Source organism: Endozoicomonas euniceicola (assembly GCF_025562755.1).
Taxonomy (GTDB): Bacteria; Pseudomonadota; Gammaproteobacteria; order Pseudomonadales; family Endozoicomonadaceae; genus Endozoicomonas_A; species Endozoicomonas_A euniceicola.
The window spans coordinates 1441495-1466999 of the sequence record NZ_CP103300.1; the positions used below are offsets into that span (position 1 = coordinate 1441495).

General features: G+C 46.1%; 16 protein-coding genes. 8 read left to right on the forward strand and 8 right to left on the reverse strand.

From position 1 onward, the window contains the following. The first annotated feature begins 42 nt into the window (after positions 1-42). The 4 genes from pta to NX720_RS05590 all read left to right on the forward strand — a co-directional run bounded on the left by pta (position 43) and on the right by NX720_RS05590 (position 5685). A complete protein-coding gene (gene pta, locus NX720_RS05575) occupies positions 43-2139 on the forward strand; it encodes a phosphate acetyltransferase (RefSeq protein ID WP_262599952.1) in 2097 nt (698 codons plus the stop codon). Between the two features lie 377 nt (positions 2140-2516). Beyond that, positions 2517-2789 carry a GDCCVxC domain-containing (seleno)protein gene (locus tag NX720_RS05580; protein WP_262599953.1) on the forward strand — a complete coding sequence of 91 codons (273 nt, stop codon included), beginning with the start codon at positions 2517-2519 and terminating at the stop codon, positions 2787-2789. Positions 2790-3021: 232 nt separating this feature from the next. Further along, positions 3022-3372, forward strand: coding sequence for a RidA family protein (locus NX720_RS05585; protein WP_262599955.1), 351 nt, complete (start codon positions 3022-3024; stop codon positions 3370-3372). A 153-nt stretch (positions 3373-3525) separates the two neighbouring features. Beyond that, positions 3526-5685, forward strand: coding sequence for a hypothetical protein (locus NX720_RS05590; RefSeq protein ID WP_262599957.1), 2160 nt, complete (start codon positions 3526-3528; stop codon positions 5683-5685). Between the two features lie 60 nt (positions 5686-5745). On the opposite strand, the gene NX720_RS05595 is transcribed toward NX720_RS05590, so the two are convergent. From NX720_RS05595 to NX720_RS05620, 6 genes are all read right to left on the reverse strand, one after another. After that, complete coding sequence (locus tag NX720_RS05595; RefSeq protein ID WP_262599958.1) at positions 5746-6408, reverse strand: OmpA family protein; 663 nt, start codon at positions 6406-6408, stop codon at positions 5746-5748. A gap of 33 nt (positions 6409-6441) precedes the next feature. Then, on the reverse strand, positions 6442-7083 hold the full coding sequence (locus tag NX720_RS05600) for an MBL fold metallo-hydrolase (RefSeq protein ID WP_262599959.1): 642 nt from the start codon (positions 7081-7083) through the stop codon (positions 6442-6444). A gap of 260 nt (positions 7084-7343) precedes the next feature. After that, positions 7344-9041 (reverse strand): MutS-related protein, encoded by a 1698-nt coding sequence (locus NX720_RS05605; protein WP_262599960.1) that lies wholly within the window; start codon positions 9039-9041, stop codon positions 7344-7346. 328 nt (positions 9042-9369) lie between these two features. Further along, entirely contained in the window at positions 9370-11373 is a 2004-nt protein-coding gene (locus tag NX720_RS05610) for a MutS-related protein (RefSeq protein ID WP_262599962.1), read from the reverse strand. Between the two features lie 203 nt (positions 11374-11576). Next, on the reverse strand, positions 11577-12212 hold the full coding sequence (locus NX720_RS05615; protein WP_262599963.1) for a histidine phosphatase family protein: 636 nt from the start codon (positions 12210-12212) through the stop codon (positions 11577-11579). A gap of 15 nt (positions 12213-12227) precedes the next feature. Next, complete coding sequence (locus tag NX720_RS05620; RefSeq protein ID WP_262599964.1) at positions 12228-12479, reverse strand: hypothetical protein; 252 nt, start codon at positions 12477-12479, stop codon at positions 12228-12230. A 386-nt stretch (positions 12480-12865) separates the two neighbouring features. Here NX720_RS05620 and NX720_RS05625 point away from each other — a divergent pair, with 386 nt between their 5' ends. Continuing rightward, entirely contained in the window at positions 12866-14110 is a 1245-nt protein-coding gene (locus NX720_RS05625; RefSeq protein ID WP_262599965.1) for a dicarboxylate/amino acid:cation symporter, read from the forward strand. Positions 14111-14160: 50 nt separating this feature from the next. On the opposite strand, the gene NX720_RS05630 is transcribed toward NX720_RS05625, so the two are convergent. Further along, the gene (locus tag NX720_RS05630; RefSeq protein WP_262599966.1) at positions 14161-14565 is read right to left on the reverse strand and encodes a CBS domain-containing protein; all 405 of its coding nucleotides are present in this window, start codon (positions 14563-14565) and stop codon (positions 14161-14163) included. 157 nt (positions 14566-14722) lie between these two features. Next, positions 14723-16006: an adenosylmethionine--8-amino-7-oxononanoate transaminase gene (gene bioA, locus NX720_RS05635; RefSeq protein ID WP_262599967.1), complete on the reverse strand. Its 1284-nt coding sequence runs from the start codon at positions 16004-16006 to the stop codon at positions 14723-14725. Between the two features lie 504 nt (positions 16007-16510). Here bioA and NX720_RS05640 point away from each other — a divergent pair. From NX720_RS05640 to NX720_RS05650, 3 genes are all read left to right on the forward strand, one after another. After that, positions 16511-23689, forward strand: a complete 7179-nt coding sequence (locus tag NX720_RS05640) for an OTU domain-containing protein (RefSeq protein WP_262599968.1) — start codon at positions 16511-16513, stop codon at positions 23687-23689. Between the two features lie 119 nt (positions 23690-23808). After that, positions 23809-24669 carry a 6-carboxytetrahydropterin synthase gene (locus tag NX720_RS05645; RefSeq protein ID WP_262599969.1) on the forward strand — a complete coding sequence of 287 codons (861 nt, stop codon included), beginning with the start codon at positions 23809-23811 and terminating at the stop codon, positions 24667-24669. An 86-nt stretch (positions 24670-24755) separates the two neighbouring features. Further along, positions 24756-25415 (forward strand): hypothetical protein, encoded by a 660-nt coding sequence (locus NX720_RS05650; RefSeq protein WP_262599970.1) that lies wholly within the window; start codon positions 24756-24758, stop codon positions 25413-25415. Positions 25416-25505: the final 90 nt, after the last annotated feature.

Genomic DNA, 25505 nt, shown 5'->3' on the forward strand with positions numbered 1-25505 from the left:
CCTCCTGTTGTGTATGTCTGAAGTTATTTCTGGAATAGACGAATGCGTACATTCTTCCTTGCTCCAACCCGCTACGGTGTCGGTCTGACCTCCGTAACTCTGGGTCTGGTGCGCGCCCTGGACAAACTGGGTCTGCGCGTTAAATTCTTCAAGCCAATTGCCCAGCTGAACATGACGGACACAGGTCCGGAGCGCTCCACCAAACTGGTACAGCGCATCATGGATCACGAGCCACCTGCGCCAATCGCTGCTAACCGTGTCGAAGACCTGCTGGGCGACAACAAGGGTGATGAGCTGATGGAAGAGATCGTCGCTCTGTTCGACGATGCTTCCGAAGATGCCGAGGTAATGGTTGTGGAAGGTCTGGTGCCTACCCGAGCCATGCCCTATGCCAACCGTCTGAACAACGATATGGCACGCACCCTGAACGCTGACATCATCCTGGTATCCGAACCGGGTGAAAACACCCTGGAAGACGAAGCCGACAAGCTGGAAATCACAGCGGACAGCTTCGGCGGTATCAAGAATCCAAACATGATTGGCTACATCCTGAATAAACTGGACGAGCCAACCATCAACGCCCTGAAAGGTGAAGACGGTTCTTTCAAGCCTCTGCCGGAATTTGCCCGTAAAAAGTTCCTGCCGCTGGGTTACATCCCCTGGGATGCTTCCCTGTCTTCCCCACGTACGCTGGACATCAGCAATCATCTGGGTACGACCATTATTAACGAAGGTGAAATCGCGACTCGCCGTGTTACCTCTTACACATTGAGCGCACGTACACCGTCCAACATGATTCATCACCTGAAGCCGGGCAATCTGGTCATTGCACCGGGTGACCGCGATGACATCATTCTGGCGACAGCCATGGCAGCACTGAACGGTGTACCACTGGCTGGCCTGCTGCTGACCAGCGACCTGCGTCCTTCCGAGCCAGTGATGGAGCTGTGCCAGAAAGCGATCGCATCCGGCCTGCCGGTTCTGCTGACCGACCTCGACTCTTACAAAACCGCCAGCATGCTGGATCGCATGAACAACGAACTGCCGATTGACGACATTGTTCGTGTTGAAACCGTGATGAACACCCTGGCTGATCACCTGAACACTGACTGGTTCAAAGGTCACTGCGATTCAATTGCCGAGCGTCGTCTGTCTCCGCCAGCCTTCCGCTACAACCTGGTTCAGCGTGCCATTGCTGCCAAGAAGCGTGTGGTTCTGCCAGAAGGTGACGAACCCCGCACCATTCAGGCGGCAGCCATCTGTCAGGAACGCGGCATTGCCGAATGTATCCTGCTGGGTAACCGTGAAACCATCGAGCAGCTGGCTCGTGATAACGGTGTCACTCTGCCTGAAGGCCTGATCATCATGGACCCGGAGCACATTCGTGGCCGTTACGTTGAGCCAATGGTTGAGCTGCGTAAGCACAAAGGCCTGACAGCACCGATGGCTGAAGCCCAGCTGGAAGACACTGTGGTGCTGGGCACCATGATGCTGGCTCAGGGTGAGGTTGACGGCCTGGTATCCGGCGCGGTTCACACCACAGCCAACACCATCCGTCCTGCGTTCCAGCTGATCAAGCCAAGCCGCGAATCCGGTGGTCTGGTGTCCTCCGTATTCTTCATGCTGCTGCCTGACCAGGTACTGGTATACGGCGACTGTGCGGTTAACCCGAACCCGGACGCTGAAGCGCTGGCCAACATCGCTATCCAGAGCGCTGACTCTGCCGTGGCATTTGGCATTGATCCGCGTATCGCCATGATCAGTTACTCCACCGGCGCTTCCGGTATCGGTGCTGATGTTGAGCGCGTTCGTGAAGCCACTGAACTGGTTCGTCAAAAACGTCCTGACCTGATTGTCGACGGCCCGATGCAGTACGACGCCGCAACGGTTGAGTCTGTAGCACGCAGTAAGGCTCCGGATTCTGACGTAGCCGGTCGTGCGACAGTGTTCGTCTTCCCGGACCTGAATACTGGTAACACCACTTACAAGGCGGTTCAGCGCAGCGCTGACGTTATCTCTGTTGGTCCTATGCTGCAGGGTCTGAACAAACCTGTAAACGACCTGTCCCGTGGCGCGCTGGTAGACGATATTGTTTACACCATCGCCCTGACCGCGATTCAGGCTGAAGCGGATAAGTAATTATCGGTTTCATGTGTTGAAAGCAGCCTTGCCTGCTTTCAACACAACCTTGTCCTTTCACTACTTTTCTTTCCGGTTCTTGCCACCCCATGACGTATAAACGTCAACAATCCTAAACAAAAGCGTCACAATTCCTTTTTAAACTGCTAAAAATAGTAGTAATTAGAAACATACCGGGCTTTTAGCTTCTGGCTATTAGCTTCTGGCTTTTAGCTGTTCATGCAGCTAACAGCTAACAGCTAACAGCTAACAGCTAACAGCTAACAGCGGTATTTTCTAAGCTTCAGTTCCCCTAAGCCATGAGTGTTAAGAATGATGTGTCAATGTCGATATCCGTTTATTACGTACTTAAGAAAAGCAAGAAAAAGGACCCATTCATGAAGCATCATCTGCATACCCGATCCAGCATTACCTGCTCCGACTGCGGTCACACTTCGGATGAAACCATGCCACTGGATGCCTGTGTCCACCTGTATGAATGTAAAAACTGCCAGAAACTGATGACCCCCGATTCCGGCGACTGTTGTATTTTCTGCTCCCACGGCAGTCATTGCTGTCCGACCAGCCAGAGAGAAAGTCGGGCCTATAGAGAAATACCCTCAGCTTCCTTCAAGGCTGCTTCTATCGTTAACGCCGCCCAGACCAGCTGAATTTTTATCCCCATGCCAGCCCAAACTATCCATGCGCCACCACAAAGGCAGGCTGGCGCATAATTCCCCCTCCCGCGAAAAACGAAAACTATGCACTTATACCCATTGCAATAATCAGCTGTTCTATTGTGATTAGTAATGCACACAAAACGACCACTATTGTTTAATATTTACGTTCGGGTAAGGGTAGAATAGCGCCCTCAATTTAACCAGGCAGTAAAAAGGTTTGTCAGTGACTATCGAAAGAATGGAAATCAAGCAGCGCATGAGCCGTATCGTTAAGCATAACGGCACTATTTATCTGTGTGGACAGGTTGCTGCTGATGCCAGTGCAGGCATTAAAGAGCAAACACAAACCATGCTCGACAAGGTGGATACTTTGCTGGAGCAGGCTGGCAGCGATCGCGAACACATTCTGTCCGCCACTCTCTACATCAAAGATATGGCTCTGTTCGCGGAAATGAATGAAGTCTGGGATGCCTGGGTGCCAGAAGGTCATGCGCCTGCCCGTGCCTGTGTCCAGGCCAGCATGGCTCGTGAAGAGTTACTGGTTGAGGTTTCTGTGGTTGCTGCTGAGAAGTAACACAAAACATCCTGTCGTCATCCCTGCGAAAGCGGGAGTCCACTGTTCGTTTTGGATTCCCATCTGCGTGGGAATGGCGGCAAATGAACTTTTCTCCTGTCAGTCGCTCTAACTGTTTGAAAAGCTATGTGATTTCAGGGAGGAAATATCATTATGGCCAATGTACAGGAACCAGTAACTCATTCGTTCTGGCCGGGATTACCAGGCTTAAGCCTTATCAAAACTACCAGTCAATACCTTGGGCAAGCTATCGGGCTTTACGCTCCAGTTAAATCGATTCCCGATGTATTTCCAACGAACACTCCCCGACCCATTCATATAGAGAACTGCCGTGTCGCGCCATGCAGCTATCCGAAAATAAAAACTCACGCTCTCAAAAGGCTTGAAGAAGAAAAAGATAGAGAAGACGCCATAAATACCTGCAATATCGATGTACTTCGCCGCGGGGTCATTAATAACACTAAAGCCTTGCTGGAAGATGATAATTTGCAAGGGCTGGTTATCCATTATCAAAATTTCAATTCCAGTTTTTCCGCCTTTCCCTATGATCAGATTCTTGAAGAGTGGGATGAATTTACCGAGCGGAGTGAATCACTCTGCAAGGCATGCGATGAATTAATTAACGCCGATGATATGCCAGGACTGTTAGCCAAAACCCCCGAGTTAAAAGAGATATATACCGATATTCCCACCGACAACTGTAAGCGAACCTGGAAAAGCTTCATTACCAGCCGTCAGAGAGAACTGGACGAATGCCAGCGGCTTTTGAAAGACGGAAACCTGCAAGGGCTGGAAGAGCGAATTCAAAAGTTACCAATGTCTTCTATTACCCTTCCGAAAGGTCGTTCTACCGCATCCTGGCAGGAACAAATCCAACGCCACCGGGTATTTCTTTCAGGCTGTCAGTCCTTTGTTGAAAACAACGATATGATCGGCGTGATGAAATACGCCAAAGAAAATCCCGACATCTTCAGGCAACGACCGGATACTCAGCTCAAGCAAGAATGGCAGGACTTTATCCGGACCAAACGTCAGGAGGTTCAAAAGCCAGTTTTCTTTGATGAGAAATTCGAAGCTGTAACGTTTGACGACAACCTCTGGAAAGGGGCTAAAGAGTATGACGCCCTTCTCATGGCCATCCAGCATGAACTGCTTAATGCCCAGTCCCGGATCTTTACCCAGTGTAAAGACCCGAATGATCCACAGATAATAGCTTTGAAAAACTGTGCCCAACTCATTGAAGAGAAAAAAAGTCTGGATACTCTGTTTTTCGAGGTCAGAAATTACAACTTCCTTTTCGGCCCATTGTTTGAAAACTTTCCGTTTGATCAGTTGAAAGCCGCTTATCTGGACAGCAAAGGCATAACAGAAGAAGAGTTTGCCCCCAAAAACCTGGGAGAGCTGAGAGACCGGTTTGCAGCTATGTCCGCTGGTTTTGCCAGGGATATGGATAAAAAAACCAAACAGTTCAACCCCAACAGTCGGGTTTTCTCCCAGATAATGGCAACACGCTGCCTGGGCGAAAACGAAATGCAACGCTTTATCGACGTGTATCAACGCAGCCTCTGGCTTCAGGCAGTATTTCCCCCTGAGTTTATGGGTTGCATTATTCAAACCCACCTTGCAAACCAGGCGTTTGACGCTGAAATCCAAAAATTCCTTATCCCACTGGATAAAGATAATCGTAACTGTGCCAGGGACCGGGTGGCATCTACTCGCAGAGCCTGCGTCATGCAGAAAAACAAGAGCCTTTATTTGAATATCGACACACAACTGCGTAAGGAAGCCAGACGTCTCGGGGAATTAAAAGATAATGAAAAACTGGCAGCAAAAAATGAAGGCCGCCCCAGTCAATGGAATCAGGAAGACGATCAAAAGTTGAGTGCAGCCGAAGACGCCTTAAAGCTTTTTGCGGCTGATAAGTGGGAAGAGCTGACATCTCATCTGAAAGAAAATCTGCCAGAGTTTTATCAGCGTAAGGACATTAAATGTAAGGACATTCAGAGTCTGTTGGGCAGGCTGGTCAATGAAACTCGGCAGGATGTCGCCCATTACTGGCCACAGATAGTGGCAACAAGACTGGCCATTACTGGCAAAGCCTGTGCCGCCAATGGTACAGAACAGGATTTTCTGAAGATGTGCCAGACCAGTCCGGAACCCAAACCGTTCGACCACTGGACCAATCGGCTGCAAAGGCGTGAATATCAAGAGTTAACCGCCGCCCTGCAAGAAGCCCGCTCTTATGAAAAAGGGGTAGAAGAAACCATTGAAACCGCTTTGCAAAAATACATGCCGCTGGAGCAGGAAACGTAGCGGCAAAAAAATAATCGCCGCTACAAGTGGCGGCAATTATTTCTATCGGTCAGAAGTTGTTTAGTTTTGACGGAGGTCAGGCACCAGGTCAATCTCTACCCGTCTGTTCATTGCCTTTCCTGATTCTGTTTCATTGTCGCCTATAGGGTTGGACGCCCCCATACCGTAAATTTTCATACGACCAGCAGAGACTTTCTGAGCCACCAGATATTTGGCAACCGACTCTGCGCGGGACAGGGACAAAGGATTGTTTATCTTTGGATTACCGGTACTATCGGTGTAGCCGCGAATCTCAATACGGTTCTTATTGAACTCATTCATCACTTTGGCAACAGAGCCCAGAACCGGGTAAAAGCTGGACTTAATTTCAGCCTGACTGCTATCGAAAGTAATGTTGGAAGGCATGATCAGTTTAAGGTTATCCCCCTGCCTGGACACCTGGACACCGGTTCCCCGTAGCTCCTGCCTTAACTTCGTTTCCTGACGGTCGGTATAATAGCCATAACCGGCTCCTGCCGCGCCACCAATGGCAGCTCCTTTCAAAGCCCCTTCACTACCGTCAGCAATGCCACCAATGACAGCACCAGCCAGTGCTCCCAGACCGCCATACTTTGCCGCATTCTGGGTTTTCTGCTCACCAGTATAAGGGTCTGTCGTCTGGCAACCTGCCATAAAGACAGCAACAAACAACAGTGGCAGTGCATTTCTGAATGATTTGATCATCAATAGTCTCCCGGAAAAACTGCTCTCAGGGCATCAGCCCCTGACAATACTGTTCTCTCGAATTTCTTCACCAATGGTTGTATCGGGCCCATGGCCTGTCACCACGCAGGCTTCTTCATCAAGAACATATAAACGTTCACGTATAGATTTTTCTATCGTTTTAAAGTCCCCGCCCCAGAGGTCGGTTCTGCCAATGGAGCGACGAAACAGTGTATCACCTGCGATCAGCAATTTGTGTGACTCAAAGTAAAAGCTCATTGAACCTGGTGTATGACCCGGTGTGTGCAGGGCAACACCACAACCACAGGGCAGTTCTTCATCATCTTTAAGCCAGTAATCCGGATCGGGGACCGGAGCATAAGGCACACCAAACATACGACACTGCCCTTCAAGGTTATCCCACAGGAACTTGTCTTCCTCATGCAGATAGATGGGAGCGCCAGTCAGTTTTTTCAGTTCCCCGCTGGCCAGGAAATGATCCAGGTGAGCATGGGTATGAATCAGGGCAACCACCCTAAGTCCAAGCTCATTCAGTTTCGCTAGAATAGTGTCGGCATTGCCGCCAGGGTCAACCACAATGGCTTTCCCCGTCGTTTTGTCACCAATGATGGTGCAGTTGCACTGCAGTGGACCCACCGGAAAGGTGACCCTGATAAAATCGGTCTGGTTTGTCATACTGAATCATCCTGAAGCCGATGTAGACAGATTTAATAAACCGCAGGGCTTGTGACATTAATGCCATTATCAGAAATATCCGGAGTAAAGATTACCAAAAAACTTCTGAGCCTCTACGGGAGAAAAGTTGCAGGTCATTTTAATGCAGGGCCTCAGGAATACCCAGTGTTATATGGCTAATATAGGGTACTGTTTGGGTGAATTACCGTTGTTCGGTGCATGATGATGAAGAAGTATTACTGAGCCTTACGGCGAGAATGCTAATGCTGATACAATTCCGGAAATTTTGTACTGAACTCCTGTTCAAACAGCTGGATAGCATTGATAGATGGACTGGGGCCATCCACTAACCGGTAATGCATTTGTGTGATCTGCCCGGTTTCATTATCGGTATCAACACTCATATGTTTATTGGCAAACTGTTTGGGCTGTTTAACAGCAAGCTGTTTCATAGTATTGAAGTGGGTTGAAACTAATAGCGATACGTGGGGCAGGTTGCCGATTTTTCGCACCAACAGTTCGGAGGCAGAATCTCCCTCCGTCGGGTTAGTGGTACGAAACAGCTCATCGGCCAGTATCAAACTACGATGTGCCTTGTTCAGCTTACTATTCACCCCCCAGACCCGAACAACAGCATCCACTTCAGTTTCATAAGAGGAACGGCCGTGTTTGTCTCGCTTCTCCATAAGACTGTCAAAATGACTATAAGGTCTTAATTTGAAACTTTCTGAAGCTGCAACCCCCAAAGTTTGTGCCATAAAAATAGTATTAATGCCCAGCCCCCTGAGTAGTGTGGACTTTCCTGAGGCATTAGCTCCGGTAAGGATAATGTTCGCAGGGTCGCTCCCCCCCAGCTTCACATCACTGGGAACCGCCTTTTCAGGGGGAAGTCCAGGATTCCATAGTTTTTTTGCCATTATCTTTGGTTTTGGCTGGATCTGTCCTTCATGGCTATACCACTTTACAAAAGACCATAAACCGGGCTCTTTGGTTTTTTCAGCTACTGAAATATAAAAGTCCAGTCTGGATATATTAACCAGATACCTGACGATGAGTTCTCTCTGCAATAGTACCCACCTTAATGTGCTGGCAGCTGCCGCAAAACTACTCAGAAAATTATGACTCCTGTCAACCTTAAGATTATTGATTTTACGTAATACAGCATCAGTGATTATTTCCTCATCCCGGGTCATGGTAAAGTTTATCAGTGGTAGGCCCTGAACCTTTTTAAATGAAAAAAGCACTTCCAGAAAAGGCTTTAAAGCCATCAGTTCGTCAATAAGGACTTCTTTAGTATTTTTCATACTATTATGGATGCGAGGAATGGTGAAGACATCTGTTGCAAACTGTTCTAGAGCTAACAGGTAATGGGAATAACCTCCTAATGATATTGTTGACCTCATAACATTTGATATATAACTTCCTGGTCCCTGCCAGGGAATATTTTTCAAAGACCTTGCATTTTTGGAAAATCTGGAATTAATAATGTTCATTGGAATAGATAAAGCGCTTGTAACATAGGGCATAAGGGCCATTTGAATGGTAGACTGGCCGATAAGGTTGTTTTGAAAACTACTACGCTTCATACGGTCAAAATAAGTAGAACTGTCAAATCCGAAATAATTGTTCATATAAGAACTGATATCACTATTAGATGCCAAGCTTCCAAATCCCCTCTCTTCCATAAAAATATTTGTTTTTGACAATTTATTAAAAGGATGCACTTTGTCGAAAATGGCCAGCCCCGGGGGCAGAAAATGATTGAGTTTCTTCAATTGTTCCCGGAGCTGATCAGCCAGCCCCCTTTCCTGTATCTGCCGAATAAGCCCCTGTCTCTGTGTCAACAGGAAGTGGTTATGTGTTGCTCCTGCTACCAGCATATAAGCTCCATACACCTCTCCCATTGTGGTCGTGCCAGGAAAGGCTGCATCATAAATATGAGCCTTGCCCGGAACCATGAATACCTGAGTGTCATGCCATACATCCGTATGATAATTCACAGGCATAACATTGGGTGATTTTTTCTTATTGGAGCACTCCAGACATAAATAGTGCAACAGGGTGGCTCTTACTTTGAGAGGTGTCATCCTCTCATCGAGAGCATAGCGCTTTAACTCATCGGTTTCTTCCAGAGGTTTGATATAGATATGACTGTCTTGCTTTTTTTCAGTATATTTTGACAGATAGTGTTTTTTTAATAATGTATCTGGATTCAGATCTTCTGCCTGAATCGATAAAGCAATGAGGTGTAATAATAAAGCAGCAATATAAGGACTGATTCTTTGCTTATCCATTATTGTCAACCTTTCTTAGACGCTCCAATTCTGAATAAATATCCGGGAATGATCGAAACTTTTCCATTAAATGAAACAGTGCATTGGATTGTTTATTCTGACCTTGCCTGAGCTGGTAGGTTTTGACCAGAGTTCCGTTCGCTTTTTCAACATGCATGTGCATTCGGGCGAATTCATTTTCGTCGTTAACACCCACGGTGTTTACATCATAATGAGACGAAACAATATTAATTGTTCTCAATTGTCGCGCCATGAGGCTGAGAACTTTATTTGTGACATAAAGGCTTGCTTCGGGGTCTGTGTTGCTGAACAACTCATCAAAACAGGCCAGCATATTTTGGCCACTTTCCAGTGAACTGGCTTGCTCAATCAACTGCCTGGCCTGCATCAGCTCACCTTCATAAGAAGAAAATTCACCTGTGTGGTCATATTTATCCATATGGCTGTAGATAGCATGAAACAGTCCTGTCTGGAAAGACTCTGCGGCAGCTATCCCGAAAGTCTGTGCCAGATAAATCGAATTCACAGTGATGGCCCGCATCATTGTGGATTTACCCGATGCATTACAGCCCGACAGTAACAGATTTCCCAGCGGGAGCTCTGAATGCGCACTACAGGTTCCGTAAACATAAGGCCAATTTTCTCTACGTGCAGGGCTTGCATCGCTTTTTTCAAGGACAATATCATTAGTGACCACTTTGTCAGCATTAAGAACCGGGTTCCAGAGCCCCCGGGCTACAATCAGGGGTTTCTGCGCCGTGAACTGGGCAAATGTTAACTGACCACTAGCGGCGGGGGAATTCATGCGCCTTGCAATAGCCTGGTATATATCTATTTTTCCACTCTGGTACAGAGCTTTGGCAATAGCCTGCTTTAGCTCAAGAGAATGCGATAGCATTTCTATGGCATATTCCAGGTAATTTTTCTTAGCTCGGGGATCTTGCTCTATTAACCATTCAGTACCATACAGAAAATGTTTTATTAAAGTCATTTCCTGTGAAGTAAAGCTCAGTCTCAATTCTTCCGGCAAGTCTGTAAGCTGTTGCAGGCTCAATGCCTGACGCAGATAGTAGGACAATATGTCAACTCGAACACGAATGGTTTTGTAGAGTGCTATTTGCTGACTTTCTACCAACTTGTCCAATACAAAGTGGTCCAACAAGTGTTTAGCGCTCATAATGCCCAGAGAGAAGACTGAATACGCTATTCCGGTAAAAAAACTACATGAACAGTAACGCTCATTTAGAAAGGGTTCTGCTACCATAGACATCATTGACGCCATCAAAACTAAATTTTTCCCCTTCGTGTAGACCCAAAACAAGCTATTCAAGAGTAAGTTATAAGCTTTTGTTGTCCAGGTGAGGTTGCGAAACTTTTCTGTCCGCTCCCTTACTTCGGGGAAATAAATGATATCAGCATTATCAAACAGAGATACGACGGTAGGTTCGTAATCTTTTAGCTGTTTCAGAATTGCTGGCAGCCGATTCTGCAACGACTCAGTCTGCATTGTCTTTTCTATCAGGTCCTGCTGATGGCGCAACGCTTTAATATCACTGGTGGGCTGTGCCAGAATCAACGCTTTTAAAACTTCTCCGGACAATGTGTAACCGGGAAACAGTATGTCCAGCATAGAAGACTTTCCCAGTTCCTCATTACCTAATACCCGGGTATCCTGTAAAATATTGGCACTGGTTTTAACGGGCTGGGAAGCTTGCCTTATCTGGGTAGAAAGAATTTGAACCAGTACCTGCCTGGTACGATAGGTTATTTTTAAAGGCTCAGAACCGAAAGGATTTGGAGCAAAAAGCTCATAAGCCCAGGCGATATTTCTCTCTTTTTCCGGATCAACCAGCCTCGCTGGATCCTCAGTCATTTCATGGTTATACGATTTTAAGTAAATATCACCCGCCTCCCTGACTGCGTCCGGCACATCAGCCAGGGCGATATTTCCTGCAAAAAAAATGAAAAATAAAAACCAACCAGGGAACTTGTACATGAATAAAACTCTTTTTCTGGCCTTGTTTTTCTTTTAAAGCAAAAATGCATCAACGTTTATTGTGGAATTTAATATAGCTGCAATTTGAGCTTTGTCTGGAAAATTAAAAAATTAAAAGCAGAGACGATACCTGAAACGTTTTTTTACAGGGAACTTAACGACATTTGTCTTAAGATTAAGCCTGCGAAGCGGACTCCGGGGAATTAAAGCATTGCCGGAGTCACCGTCAGTCGTTTACAACCACCGGGAGGCAGGCGTTCGCCAGTGCCAGTGAGTTTTTCCAGCAGCAGATAAACAGGCGCGCCGTGGCTGAATAACAACACATAACGACCCTGGTGGTTATGGCATTTTTGATGGATAGCTTTGAACGCCTCAGACATTCTGGCTTTTATTGCTTCCCGACTTTCACCATTAAATGATTCCGGGCTCTCGGGAAACCAGAAGTCCTTGTCATTATATTGAGTAATTTTCTGGCTCTCCCTGTCCCCCATCTGCGACTCGATCAGTTTCGGCTCAATAATCAGTTTTTGTTCGGGAATCGCAAGAACATCCATAACGTTTCTGGCCGACTCGCAGGTTCTGGGCAATGGTGATGCAAACACCTGACAAATGTTATCAGCTGTTAAACCTGTTGATTTAAGGTCACTTCCCAGTTGACGAACCTGTTTGATACCCCTGGTTGTCAAATGCGCCTCGATATAGCTTGGATGACGAGGGTTTGAGCTGTACCACCCTCCTATATTTTGTTCCGCTTCGCCGTGTCGACAGATAATTAGTTCCAACGTGTTCTCCATCACCGATAAAGCCAATAAATCTACCAATAGCATGATCAGGAACATTCTGACAAATGCCTCCTACCGAACAACCTGAAGCAGGATTTTACGGTCGTTATGACGAAACGTTCCGGGTGAAGCCTGCTGAGCTGTTAGCGCATAGATGCCTTTAGAGTTGAGTCGTATCAGCCGTTTTGTTGCCACAGTCACCCAAAAATTAATCCCCCCGGGCCGCTGTTCATAGCCCGGGTAGGGAAAGCAGGGCTGTTCCAGCGACTCTTCCTGCTGATCAAACTCTTCCAGTGATTCAGGCAGATCAAAACGAATTGTCATGCTTCACCTCCAGACACTGACTACGTGTAAAACATTCGTACAAAAATGCCCGAAAAGAGCGCGACAGCCTTAATTCCGACAGAATCCTAGTGTAGACAAGCTTTTTAGCTCTATAAGCAAATATCGAATTTGCATTAGAGAAATCGGAACCTGAGGCTAACCTTTCTGTCTATGAATAGAGAAAACCTTTTTTTAACACCCGTTTCCAGCAGGAAAAGCAGACGCTTTATGTACGGCTTTATGTACGGCTTTATGCACTTCAGGAATCAGGAGAAAACACTCTTAAAGAGAGCTGGCTCAGAGAAGCCCGGCACTCGTTGTTGTCGCTCGCACGACGTTTGATTTACACGGTTTTAAGAATGTTTGAGGGTGTAAGGAGTTTAATCATGTGCGACCGATGCAACAAACACTATAGAGTCAGCTCAACAGCTCTGCTGCTGCTGGCTGCTGCCTTGGGGATGCTGACTGGCTGGCTTGATTTTCCGGTCATTAATAATATCTGTGAAGTCATTACCGACATTTTTATCCGGCTGCTGAAGCTGGTGAGCCTCCCGATTATTTTCTTCTCACTGATCGCCACGCTTTCGGGCATGAGTGGTATGGGTGATGTCAAGGTGATGGGGGGCAAGGTTCTCAAGTTTACGCTTCTGACTACTTTCGTTGCAGCCGCCATGGCTCTGCTGCTTTATACCAGCTTTGACCCGGCACATCAGGCCAGTCTTGCAGCCAGCCGTTCCGGTCAGGAGCTGGAGGTAGTCAGCTACTGGAACTATCTGCTGAGTATTATTCCATCCAGTTTTATTGAACCGTTCTACAACGGTAACGTGATGGGAGCTTTATTTCTGGCACTGCTGATGAGCGCCGCCATTCTATCGCTAGGGCAGGATCATAAAGAGACTTTGCACAAACTCTTTGACAGCCTGTTTGCAGCCGTTATGAAAATGACCAGTTTTATACTTAAACTGATGCCTCTGGCGGTCTGGGCTTTTGTGACTCTGTTTGTCCGGGACTTCCAGAATCAGGACATGCTTCAGGGACTGGTGGTTTACCTGGTCTGTGTATTGCTGGCTAACGTTATTCAGGCAGGCGTTATTCTGCCACTGTTCCTTAAAAGCAAAGGCATCCCACCGTTGAAAGCGCTCAAAGCCATGTGGCCAGCGCTGACCATCGCCTTTTTCGCCAAATCATCCAGTGCCGCCCTGCCCTCAGCAGTCAAGTGCGCAGAACAACGACTCGGAGTGAATGGTAAGGTTGCCCGTTTCAGTATGCCCCTGTGTATCAGCGTAAACATGAACGCTTGTGCAGCATTTATTCTTATCACTGTACTGTTCGTATCCCAGAGCAATGGCGTCCAGTTCTCTATGCTGGAACTTTTGTCCTGGGTATTGATTGCATCGATTGCTGCGATTGGCAATGCTGGCGTGCCGATGGGGTGCTACATGCTGTCCAGTGCGTTTCTGGCGGCCATGAACGTTGACTTGCAGTTGATGCTTTTGATTCTACCGTTTTACAGTTTCATTGATATGCTTGAAAGCGCCATCAACGTCTGGTCCGATTCCTGTGTAACCGCCATGGTCAATCATGAACTGGAGCAGGCCGGTGAGCTGGCTTCAGAGCAGGCTGACAGTTAAGGTTCCAAAAAGCGAAGGGCATTTCAACCATGCCCTGGAAGCCTGTTTACTCAGGCAAAGGATACGCTTTTAATCATTTCACTCAGGGCTTTCAGTACATCCTGACGACTGATGACACCCAGCAATTCATCATCCTGAATCACAGGGTATACCTTGGGTTTGTTGATCTGCATTCTCTGGGCGACATCAATAACAGACTCCTCAGGCGTCACAAACAAAGGTTCCCCGTGCATCAGGTCAGCCACCACTTTGCGGTTGTCGGAGTGGTAAGTACCAGAAAGCATCTGTGCAATACAATCCTGCTCTGATAAAAAGCCCACCAGCTTTCCGTCATCATCAATCACTGGCAGACCGGTTAGCCCTGACGCAAGAATCCGTTCTACCGCTTCTGCCAGATAAAGTTCCGTTGGCAGCGGAGTAATATTCCTGCGAACGATGTCTTTAACCACTTTCATATCAGGCTCCCACATAAGTCGTGATCCGTGGTCAAATTATGAACCGATTAACGGCACAGACCAAACAAAAAGCGCCTATGTATCAGAAGCGTTTAGCTGTTGGCTGTTGGCTGTTGGCTGCTCGTACAGCCAAAAGCCAAAAGCCAATATCTAATCCTCAAATGCGGCTGACAACCCGACAGAACCGCTGACACAGAAAATCCAGTTCTTCGTCACTGATAATGTAAGGCGGCATGATGTAAATCAGTTTGCCAAATGGACGCACCCAGATGCCTTCCTCAACAAACATAGGCTGCACTTCCTTCATAACCACCGGTTCTTTCATTTCAACCACGCCAATCGCCCCAAGAATCCGGACTTCAGCCACGCTGTCAAGCTCTGCACAGGGCGACAAACCACTGAGCAGCTTTTGTTCAATATTGGCTACCTGAGACTTCCATGCACCCGTGGCAAAAATCTCCAGGCTGGCGTTGGCGGCAGCACAGGCTAAGGGATTTGCCATAAAGGTTGGCCCGTGCATAATCGGCCCATGGGCAGAAATGGTATCGCTGACTTTTTCAGTACACAGTGTGGCTGCCATAGTCATGTAACCACCGGTTAGCGCTTTGCCCACCGTCATGATGTCTGGCACGATATTGGCGTGTTCACAGGCAAACAGCTTGCCGGTTCTGCCAAAACCCGTGGCAATCTCATCATGAATCAGCAGGACATTGTACTCATCACATAATTCCCGAACGCGCCTGAGGAAATCAGGCGAGTAGAAATACATACCTCCTGCCCCCTGAACGATAGGTTCAATAATGACCGCTGCCACCTGTTCGTGCATAGTTTCCAGACTATTTTTGAACTCACTGATATGGGATTCAGCAAACGGCTCATCAAACTTGCAGGGAGGACGCGGCACAAAATGATGCTCGGGAAGAATACCCGTAAACAGGGAGTGCATGCCGCCAACCGGGTCGCAGACCGACATGGCACCCGTCGTGTCACCGTAATAGCCACCACGGAATGTCAGCATTCTGGTTTTACGGGTATAGCCCTGAACCACCCAATACTGCATAGCCATTTTAATCGCCACTTCCACAGATACCGAACCGGAATCTGCAAAGAAAACGGTCTGAATGGGTTCTGGTGTCATATCCACGAGCTTACGGGCAAGGTCAATGGCCGGCTTATGGGTCAGACCACCAAACATGACATGAGAGAAAGTATCAATCTGTGCTTTCATGGCCTGGTTCATGTGTGGATGGTTGTAGCCATGGGCCATACACCACCAGGACGACATACCATCAATGATTTCCCTGCCATCATTTAATGTCAGTTTGACGCCATTCGCTCCGACAACAGGAAAAACAGGAAGCGAACTGTTGGTCGAACTATAGGGGTGCCAGACATGTCTGGATTCAAACTCAAGATCCCCGGTACTGAGATGGTGGTGCAAAATTAACTCCTGAATCGGCTGGCCAGGAAACGACCAGACAGCACTTATATTTTCGAAGGGTCATAATAATGAGAAACCCGTTGCAATGTGAAATAAATTTTATCGTTAGATTTTTTTGATGGCCTGGTGCCAAATTCAGATTGAACATTAAGACAGGCATTCCAATGTAGAGTAAAAAAATCATTAACCACATTCTGCTGTCGATGAGGTTCCCTTATAATCAGGGCGACCTCCTGATTTTTTCCTGGTTATTTCCTGATTTGATCTATCTATAGCAAATAATTCCTACAATTTTTCCAACATCGAATAGGCTTGTCGATACAAGGCAAATACAATTTTTAGCGGTGATATTTGTTTCTCATTTTTCCTAAAAAATATGGTTTCTCGATGTCTCGATATGCTTTTGGTATAAATGCCTCAAGTTATTGTCAGGCTCTGGAAAGAGTTTGTAAATTCATTACCGGGCTCATCAGAAATTACCTTTTTTTTCCAGCCTTTTTGAGCTTGTTACTGTGTTTTCAAAGTAAAGCATACGTACATTTACCGAACGCTGAAAAGTCTTCGATATGGGCGGTTGACCTTTTTATAAACGATGTCGGTCAGTATTCGCTGATCAATAGAAAAGTAGAAGGGGTTGATGCTTACACAGCCATTGATTTCACCCCGTCCCCCATTAACTGGACGATAAAACTGTGCAGCCCTGACTATATTCCACGGCGGACACTGGAACAAATGACTGAGCTGGGTGTGGCAGTTGAAGGGACTTCCCCAGCCGGAGATGGCACAAGCAGGTACTGGGTGAAATTCAAACCCGGCTATGGCAAGAAAGGCCATATTGTTGTAGAAAAAACTGTACTGAGCGAATGCTCGTTCGTGGAAGTCGAGCAAGAGCGCTACCTGTTTGCTAAAGCGTCAAAATTTACAGCCCCACTGCGCGAAGCGGCTATTCCTGATTCCCCCCTGAAGATTAAGCTAAGGGTGGCAGAAAAACTGTCGGCACCGGAAAAATCGTCGATCCCTGATCAAAAGCAGAAAGTCTTTGAAGGGGGAGGGGCAGGTTCTGATTCTGACTGGAATGACAATGATAAGCCGGGGAAGCCTTATCCCTACCAGCTACCTATAGACGACAAAGAACAGCAAGTCATTCTAATGCTGTCGCATATGGCCATGAATTTTTCATGGGAAGAAGTACGATCCTGGTACAACACCTGGCAACAGTTTTTTTATAGCCATTTCTTTCCTCAACAGGCCATGAGCTATCTCAGGGAAACCATAGCGGATAGCTTTTATCATCTGTATACGATCATATCTGGCAACTCTGACCTGAGTACAGAATCCGCACAGATATCAGCAACAAAAGGTGATGCAAAAAAAGCAAAGGGTGAAGAAAAAAAGCCTGCTTACCCGATTGAGTTTATTACTGCCAGAAATGGAAAAATTATCCCTTATGTCGTCATATATACCACGGGAAAATCAGGCGAGCGGATTAAAAATCTTATACCTGCCTATCTGGCCGTTTCAAACAGTGAAGACGAACCTTTACAAACACTGTCAATGGAGTTTTTTAACCCTGTCAGAAGCCAGTTCAAATCTGAAACCGGGGGCAAACATGATTCAGACATGGCTTTCATGGTGGCTTTTCTGCATATCCTTCAGGGAAAAAGAGTAATGTGGGTAACGGGAATGACGGGACTGGACGCCATTCCCTTCACACCCGAACATTTTGATGCTTACCGACAGCATCTGAACGATGCCCGGTTCATGTCGCTCGCTCCCTCAGCGCGGGCACAATATTCGGAGCACCTGAACCGTTTGCTGGCAAACAGGTTCAACCCGGAGATTGCCGCAGATGGGCATTGCTTCTTCAGAGCTATTGGCCGTATTGTTTTCGGTCACAACCCGTCAGATCAGGAGATTCGCCAGGTCAGAAAAGACCTCCGTGAAGCTCTTGCCAAGCTTCTGAACCCTTCTGATACATCAGACAGTCCTCGTACACCTCTGGACCGAGCCCATATATCAAATCTGCTGGACTATTATCAAGACGACATAAGCTGGGGGGGCATTGAACTACTCCGTCTGGCGTCAGAAGTCTACAAGCAGCCCATTTTTGCGATTATACCCACACATGCTGGCGGATTTGAGCTGACCAGGGCCAACCCTGATGGTTCAGCGACATTATTAGACAGCGATCAGGTCCGTGACACTGGCGCTTTTCTCTACCATGACCAGCACCATGGCCTGGACCACTGGGGCGTCTCATTAATGACTACACCCGAACAGGAAGTAGTGGATGGCGCAACCTCTGACAATCCGAAAAACCATGCTCAGGGGGCAAGTCAGGGTTCAGCAAGTGCAGGACAACAGGGGCCATCCCAACCTTCCTCTTCCCGTCAGGGCAATGAGCCACATGATGATGAACTTCAGCGTGATAAAAATGGTGACGGGAATAAAAACCCGGGCAATGGCAGCAGCCTGGTGAAAGGAAAGCAAATCCAGAGCAAACTCAAGAACCTTGAACTGATAGAGACTGTCGATAGCGAGCTGGCAGAGTCTATCAGCGGACTCGTAGATAAAATATCTCCGGAAACAGTGCATTTCCTGCAAAGCTATGTTGATCAGCTGCACGGCATTCTCAACTTCTGCAAGGTTGATCAGAATATTACAGACCCTGAAGAAACCGCCTGTGATTTTCAGTGGTTGATCAGCGCTAACATTGACAACATAAAAGTAGTCCACAGCATCATTGATACTTTGAAGCCTTCTGGAACAGGTATCGATACTATTCTCAAGCTGCTTAAGATACAGAACAACTTTTTAGGGCAGATTCCATTCAGAATGACAAGGGCTCTCATTTTGTATGCAGGAAAGAGTCACGGTGAAAACAGCGAAGTGAGCAGTAATCGTCAGTTGACCGTCGACCTGGTTAACTACCTTTATCAGAAAGATGACGACACACCCACAGAACTGAATCGCCATGTTGACCCCCTCAATGTCAGTTTTTCCAGGGCACTGGAAAGCATTGCCGGATCAAATGATCGCTTATTCAGGGAAGAGTATTCTGTTGAAGAGCTAAAAGATGCAGGTACTTTCCTTGACGAAATGTTCAAAACTATCAAAGCCAATATGAATGTACCGGTCAAGAAAATAAGAAAACATTTTGCTGAAGAGAAATCGTCAACAAGAGAAGTTCGTGAAAGAATTGAAGATATTATCTACAATGATCTGTTTGTTCTGCTACTACAGGATATAACGATTGCAGGTCACATCAAGTCCTTTACTAACGAACACGATAATATAGATAAAACCGTTAAAGCTGTCCGCGATAGCATTATGGTTTTAACAAAGAGCGTTAAAACCCATTTAAGGACGAGCTTTAGTGAATCCAGGAAAATAACGGACAGCTATTCAAAAAAAATACCTATCGACACCTTGGAAAAACTTATTGAAAAAGAGTTTTTAAAATTTTTTATACACCATGACAGACTTGGTGCCGATGGCATTACTACTTCTATATCGTCAGCTTATGGTATTGGGATGCTTTCAATCCTTCATTCAAGGTTGCTGGAATTCCTCAATGCCGAAGTACACAAGGAAGCAAGCGTCAATTTAAAGAAAGTTGCAAATCGCTTTATATGGGATAGCAGTTGGTTGTTAGGCAATCCATCGCATGAAAATATTTTCCATATAAAGAAAATGGCTGAAAACATTTTCAAACTTATCAAATTAGTAAAAAACAGTGATGAGGCCATCAAGCTTACCACATTAACAGAGAAGCACTCTAAGTATCCGAAACTCCTGCGCTTTGCAAAAATCAAAGCTATTAAAGAGCGTTTTTCTATACAATACAGAGAAATTATAAAATCACAGTCAGATCCTTTAACTCAAGCGAACAAAGCCTTTGCTGAGTTAAAAGAAATTGTTCAGGATGAATTTGGTGCCACCAGCCAAAATGACCTTAAATATCTTCAGGATATTTTTATCCCTGGGAAAGACATTGATATTGACCGAATTGAGGAATGGCAATTAAAGTTTATAGAAGGCCTGTTATTGCAGCACGCAACTAGAAAAACATCGGAAGCATCTGACACAAATAGAGAAGAAAAAGATTTAGACGAGTATTTAGAAAGAAAATTAAATACCCCTTCTGCGCTGGGATCACTTTTTCTCAAACTTGGAAAATTAATAGCAAAAAAAGCAGGAGGTAACCACTTCAGTGAATCAAAGCATGAAACTTCAGAAGATAGCTATTCAGATGATTCCGGGGCAGAAAATAGCAGGCCAAAGCATAGCCAATACACACCTTTAACCCCTATGAGTCTTGCTCACATCAACACAGATTTATGGAACAAAGGCGGGATGGCGGTATTTTCTGGAAACTTTATACACAACAGTAACGCCAATCACAGTAAATCAGGGGTATTAAAAGAACTCGTTCCCAATATGGATTCAGCAAGAAGAGGGGTTCAAAATCTACAGGACTGGTACAGCGTTATTATTCAGTCCCTCAATGAAACCCGGTTCAGTACAGGCAATGACGACCTGCAATCCTACCTCTATGACCGGCTGGTAGTGCTTCAGGATTTACTGAGCCAAAAAAACAGCACTGTTGAAGAAGATAAATATCATATCTTTGACATTATCATTGATTATTCTAAAGCTATGGGTATGGAAATACATGATGGGTTAAAAGTAGCCTTATCAGAAGCCCTGAAGAAGCATTACTCTAATTCGAAATATATATTAAATGGAAAAACACCACCCAGTCACACTGAGGCGCTTAATTATCCTGTAAATATCGATGCAGAATTAATGAAATTTATCCAGCGGTTCACCTATGCTCTTCTGAAAAATATCACTTCAGATCAATTCCGATTTATGGTAGCAGCAGACCTGAACTCTCTGGAGTTTTTATCTCAGATAATCGCCCTGCTCAACATTAATACTACTCATGCCAACACTCATATTTCATTGTTCAAAGCCATTGAATTAACAGAAGAGCAGATGGATACAATTAACAGCTATTACATCCGACTGGCTTCTGAGCATTTCCAGAAACTTGGTGTTCTACATGGTGAAAAATTTAACTCCATGATTGAAAAATCAAAATCGTTGAAACCTGAAGTAAAACATACGATTGATCAGCTAAAGCACCATCAGCACCTTTCTAAGTTTCTGAAAGACCTGGGGGCTTATTGGGTAAAATCAGCGAACCCCGATATAGTCAGGGCAAAATCAGTCCATGATTTTTCTGAACGCCTTATCAGCGATACTGACACAGTTATTAAGGAGCTCGAAACTAAGGTATTAAGCCTGGAACAAGATTCAGAGACTCCTTTCGATTCTTTTAACCAGGATGATAGCGAACTATCTAAAGTCGTAAGCACTCAGCCAGAAAGCACTATAAATATGGCTAACAAGCCCCTGCTAGATCAGTCACCAACACGAGATAAGGTTCGTCTCAAGGCAATCAATGAGCTTAATGAAAAAATTCAAACCGGCAAGTTTATCCTTGATTATCTGAAAAATGTTAAAATATTGCTGGATGATGATAGTGATTTTTTTGCAACCGAAGCTGAAAAACAAGCAGCTAAAGGCCGATGGCTGAAAGCAGCGGAGTGGTTAGAAAAAAATGAAAAAACCATTTCATTAACCTACTTTTCCAGTTCCCTCACGGCTATCTACTACCGAACATTTGGGGATGGTGGGCAGGCAAGCTATTACTCTGGTGGAGGAAAAGCGCCTTTTGCAACCGTTGTAATGGGGCCTGTTGCTGTAGATTTCCTGCTGGCTTTAATTTCCGTTGGCTCTGTTGTGGCACAGGTTTCCCAGGCTGCCGGGTGGAATGTAGACCTGACCAGAAAGCTGGAAACAATGGAAAAGACAAAAAACTTTCCGCTGACTCTGCCATCGCTACCAGCAGAGTTGAAAAGCGATATTATAAAGTACTACCTTCTGGTAGATGTTCAGAACGATTTTTTATTTTCAGAATCCACAGATAAGAACCCCTACCTGCAGCTTTCATCCCGCTTAGACACTTTGAGAGACCTGTGGAGCCTTTTCTGCTGCAGGCAGTCACCAACCAGCGACTCTGTTAGCTGTCCCGGGTCCCTGAACTATCTTGGTCGCGCAGCCACATTACCATGCCGTTTGTTTGCCCAGGATAGAGTCAGTGGAGGGCTTGACAAAATATCTGAAAATTATCACCAGAAAATAAGAAACAGAATGGCCTCGTCACTGGTTCGGCTTCTGGGTGAAAATACACCAAAAAGCATGAACAATATGTGGGGAGTGTCTATCTGGCAGCAGCTTACAGCCATATTGATTCATCTGATCGATGGACCGATTGCCATTACTGAAATCAACGATATGGGAGCAATGCTGGAAGCTAAATCCAAACTTGATTTTGCCACACGGGCTGTCTCTAAAGTGTTTGATGGTGAACCACTTTCCAAACATGACATAGACCGCATTAATGAGATGTACGGTTCCCTGTCAAAAGAACGCCTGAATCTCACCCCCGACACAGCATATGAGACCAACGAGCTATATCGGTTCAGACAATGGGTAACCTATGGTCTGGCTAATGCACTTCAATTGGGTGCTGTAGGAGCTATGACCTATGATTGGGATTTTTATCTCCTTAACCCTATGACAAGTGTTGGCGGTCTGGTTAATGGCAAGTGTGATGTGTCAACCGCAAAAAAAATGCCCGGCCTGGGTGGCACCGATGCAGAGTGCCTCTTTGCCCGGTTTGCCAATGATAGGAAAAAAGCACCTTTAACACGCCTGACCAGCGTTATTAGTATGAAAGTAGGTTCCCTTATTGGCAGTACCCTCTCCCTCATTTCGTCAAATGCAGCGCAAGGTAAAATCTCTCATGATGAAATGATGCTGGGCACCCTGATCGCAGGACTTCTTAAAAACAGTTTGCTGGGACCTCTTGAAAGGATGATGCAGCTCTCTCCGGAGATAACCCCTAACACCATTGGCGATGTGGTGGGTCAACTTGACACTTTTCTGAAAGAAGCCATTGAGTCAACTGTCCAGCGGCTGGCTCCGAAAGCACCAATCGCTTTGTCAGAGACTGGTAGAAACATGGTTATGGAAGCCCTGTCCGAAGCAGAAGGCGATCCGACCAGAGTTCACGGTCTTCTGAAAGAAAGGTTGGAACATCTGGAACAGAATGTAGGTTTTGAAGCCATGAATGCCTTTGCAGAAATGCGGCATGCCCTGATTTTGGGGGCATTGGAAAATACACAGGTAGAGCGAGACAGTTCATTCCAGAACTTTAAACATAAACTAGAGGGTGAACTCACCCAAACACTGCCTTCCCTGAGTCCAAAGAGGCAGGAGGTAGAACCTGGACTCATTGCCGACTACTCAAAGCTAAAGCAGTCAAGCCAGGAATTCCTGTCCACTACGGACAAAGGAGAACCATTAGTACCTGCAATCATTAAATTAATCAGTGCACTGAACTCCATTCCTAACCCTTACCCTACTGTTGATCATTTAGTCAACTCCCTCCTGACCAGCAGTGGGTCAGGACAAGGACAGCCGCCCACCGTATCACCTGAGCCTGCTGCAAGACCCGATGATTTCTGGGAAAAAACCATTAAGAAATACCATCTTATGAAAGAAAACGACAAGCTGAAGTCATCACCTGTTGTCGACAAGGTTGACTAGAAGCGCAGGGGCTTTAGAGGATTAAGCCTGACGAGCCCCGGTATTTCACCTGAAAGAATCAGAAAGATGGTTTAAACTTTAGTCTCACTATTTGACATCTGATAAGCAAAGTACCCTTTATGACCGCCCTGTTTGTAAACCAGCTCACCACTCTTGATTTCAGCTTTCTTTCCCCTGAGCGAGGGGTCGTCGGAGAAACCTGGCTGGCTGATGTGGTTTTATATGGAGACCTTGATGAGCAGGGAATGGTGTTTGATTTCGGGCATGTGAAGAAACAGGTAAAAGCCTCCCTGGACTTTCTGGCGGATCACCGCTTGCTGGTACCTGTTGCCCATTCATCTATTCAGGTTAATTCAGACAAAAACCGTCTGGATATCACCATGGAATCACCCGGTGCAGGTACAATTAACTGCAAGGCGCCCGCCCAGGCCATACTGCTGATTGACGCAGAACAGATAAGCACTGACGTATTAACACCGGTTCTGGAGAAAGCACTCCTCTCAGAGCTGCCAGATAATGTCAAAGACGTTAAGCTCCGACTCTACAATGAACCCATTGAAGGAGCCTACTACCATTACAGCCATGGTCTGAAAAAGCACCTGGGTGATTGCCAGCGAATTGCTCATGGTCACCGGTCCGCTATTCAAGTCCACGTTAATGGAGTACGAGAGCAATCCCTTGAAAAGCAGTGGGCAAAACGCTGGCAGGATATCTATATTGCAATCAGGGAAGACCTTATTGAACGGTTTGAACAAAACGGACGAGCTTATAACCGCTTCGGCTACACCTCCGACCAGGGGTATTTCGAGCTGACCATTGCCGAGCATCTCTGCTACCTGATCGATACAGACTCCACAGTGGAACTACTGGCACAACATATTGCTGCTGAAATAGGCAAAGAATTAGCAGAAAACTCTAACCTTCAGGTAACCGCCTATGAAGGGTTTCAAAAAGGCTCTATTGCCGTAGTTAGAACATAAGTTACAACATAAGTAACCACATAAGTGACGGCATACCCCTCAACTAAACTTAAGGCATGTCATATAACAATGGAGAAGGATTTCCAATGTCTATAGAAAACATTAGTGATCGCCCCAAACCTGCTGAACCCGGGCAGGATACACAAGTCGCCCTAGGTCTGCAGGATAAAGTTGAAGAAGATATTGCACAGACCTTCGCCTCTGCCCGTAGTCAGTTTGAAGACATGTTGCAATTCAACTTTGGTGTTATCAAAGAGCTGCTGGACAACATTGCTGCCATTCATCCCCACCGCCCGGATATGGCACTGGGTAAACAGCCAGAGCTGGCGGCTATTGATGCCAACAATGAAACAAAGCAAGTTGCTGTAGCCCCTGTGGGCGACTCCAGCTCTGAAAACGTGGTAAAAGGCTTAAAACAGGTTGAGGGGATGATGTCTGCTCAAGACATCAAGCTGCAGGAACTTTACGACAAATTAACACTATCCCGGTCAGGTCGAAAACCTGATTTAAGCAACCAGGGTCGTGAATTTGAACGACTAAAGTCTATTATCATTCAGACAGAAGGCAGAATGAATCAGGCGCTTAGCAGCTTGCCGGAAACCCTGCCAACTATTCCCGGTGAAACTATCACCAGCATAATGCCTGAGTTTGTTGACGCATTAAACGGATTTGATGACAGCTTCCGGACCGCCCTGGAAGCTGTGCGTCACGAAATTGAACTCGCCCAACAGAAAGGCGGTTCATAAATAGGTTACCCGCTGGTATATACACGACCGTAGCAAAGAGGTAAACCATGCCATTTCATCAAGTTGGATTACCTGATGGTGCCAATTTCA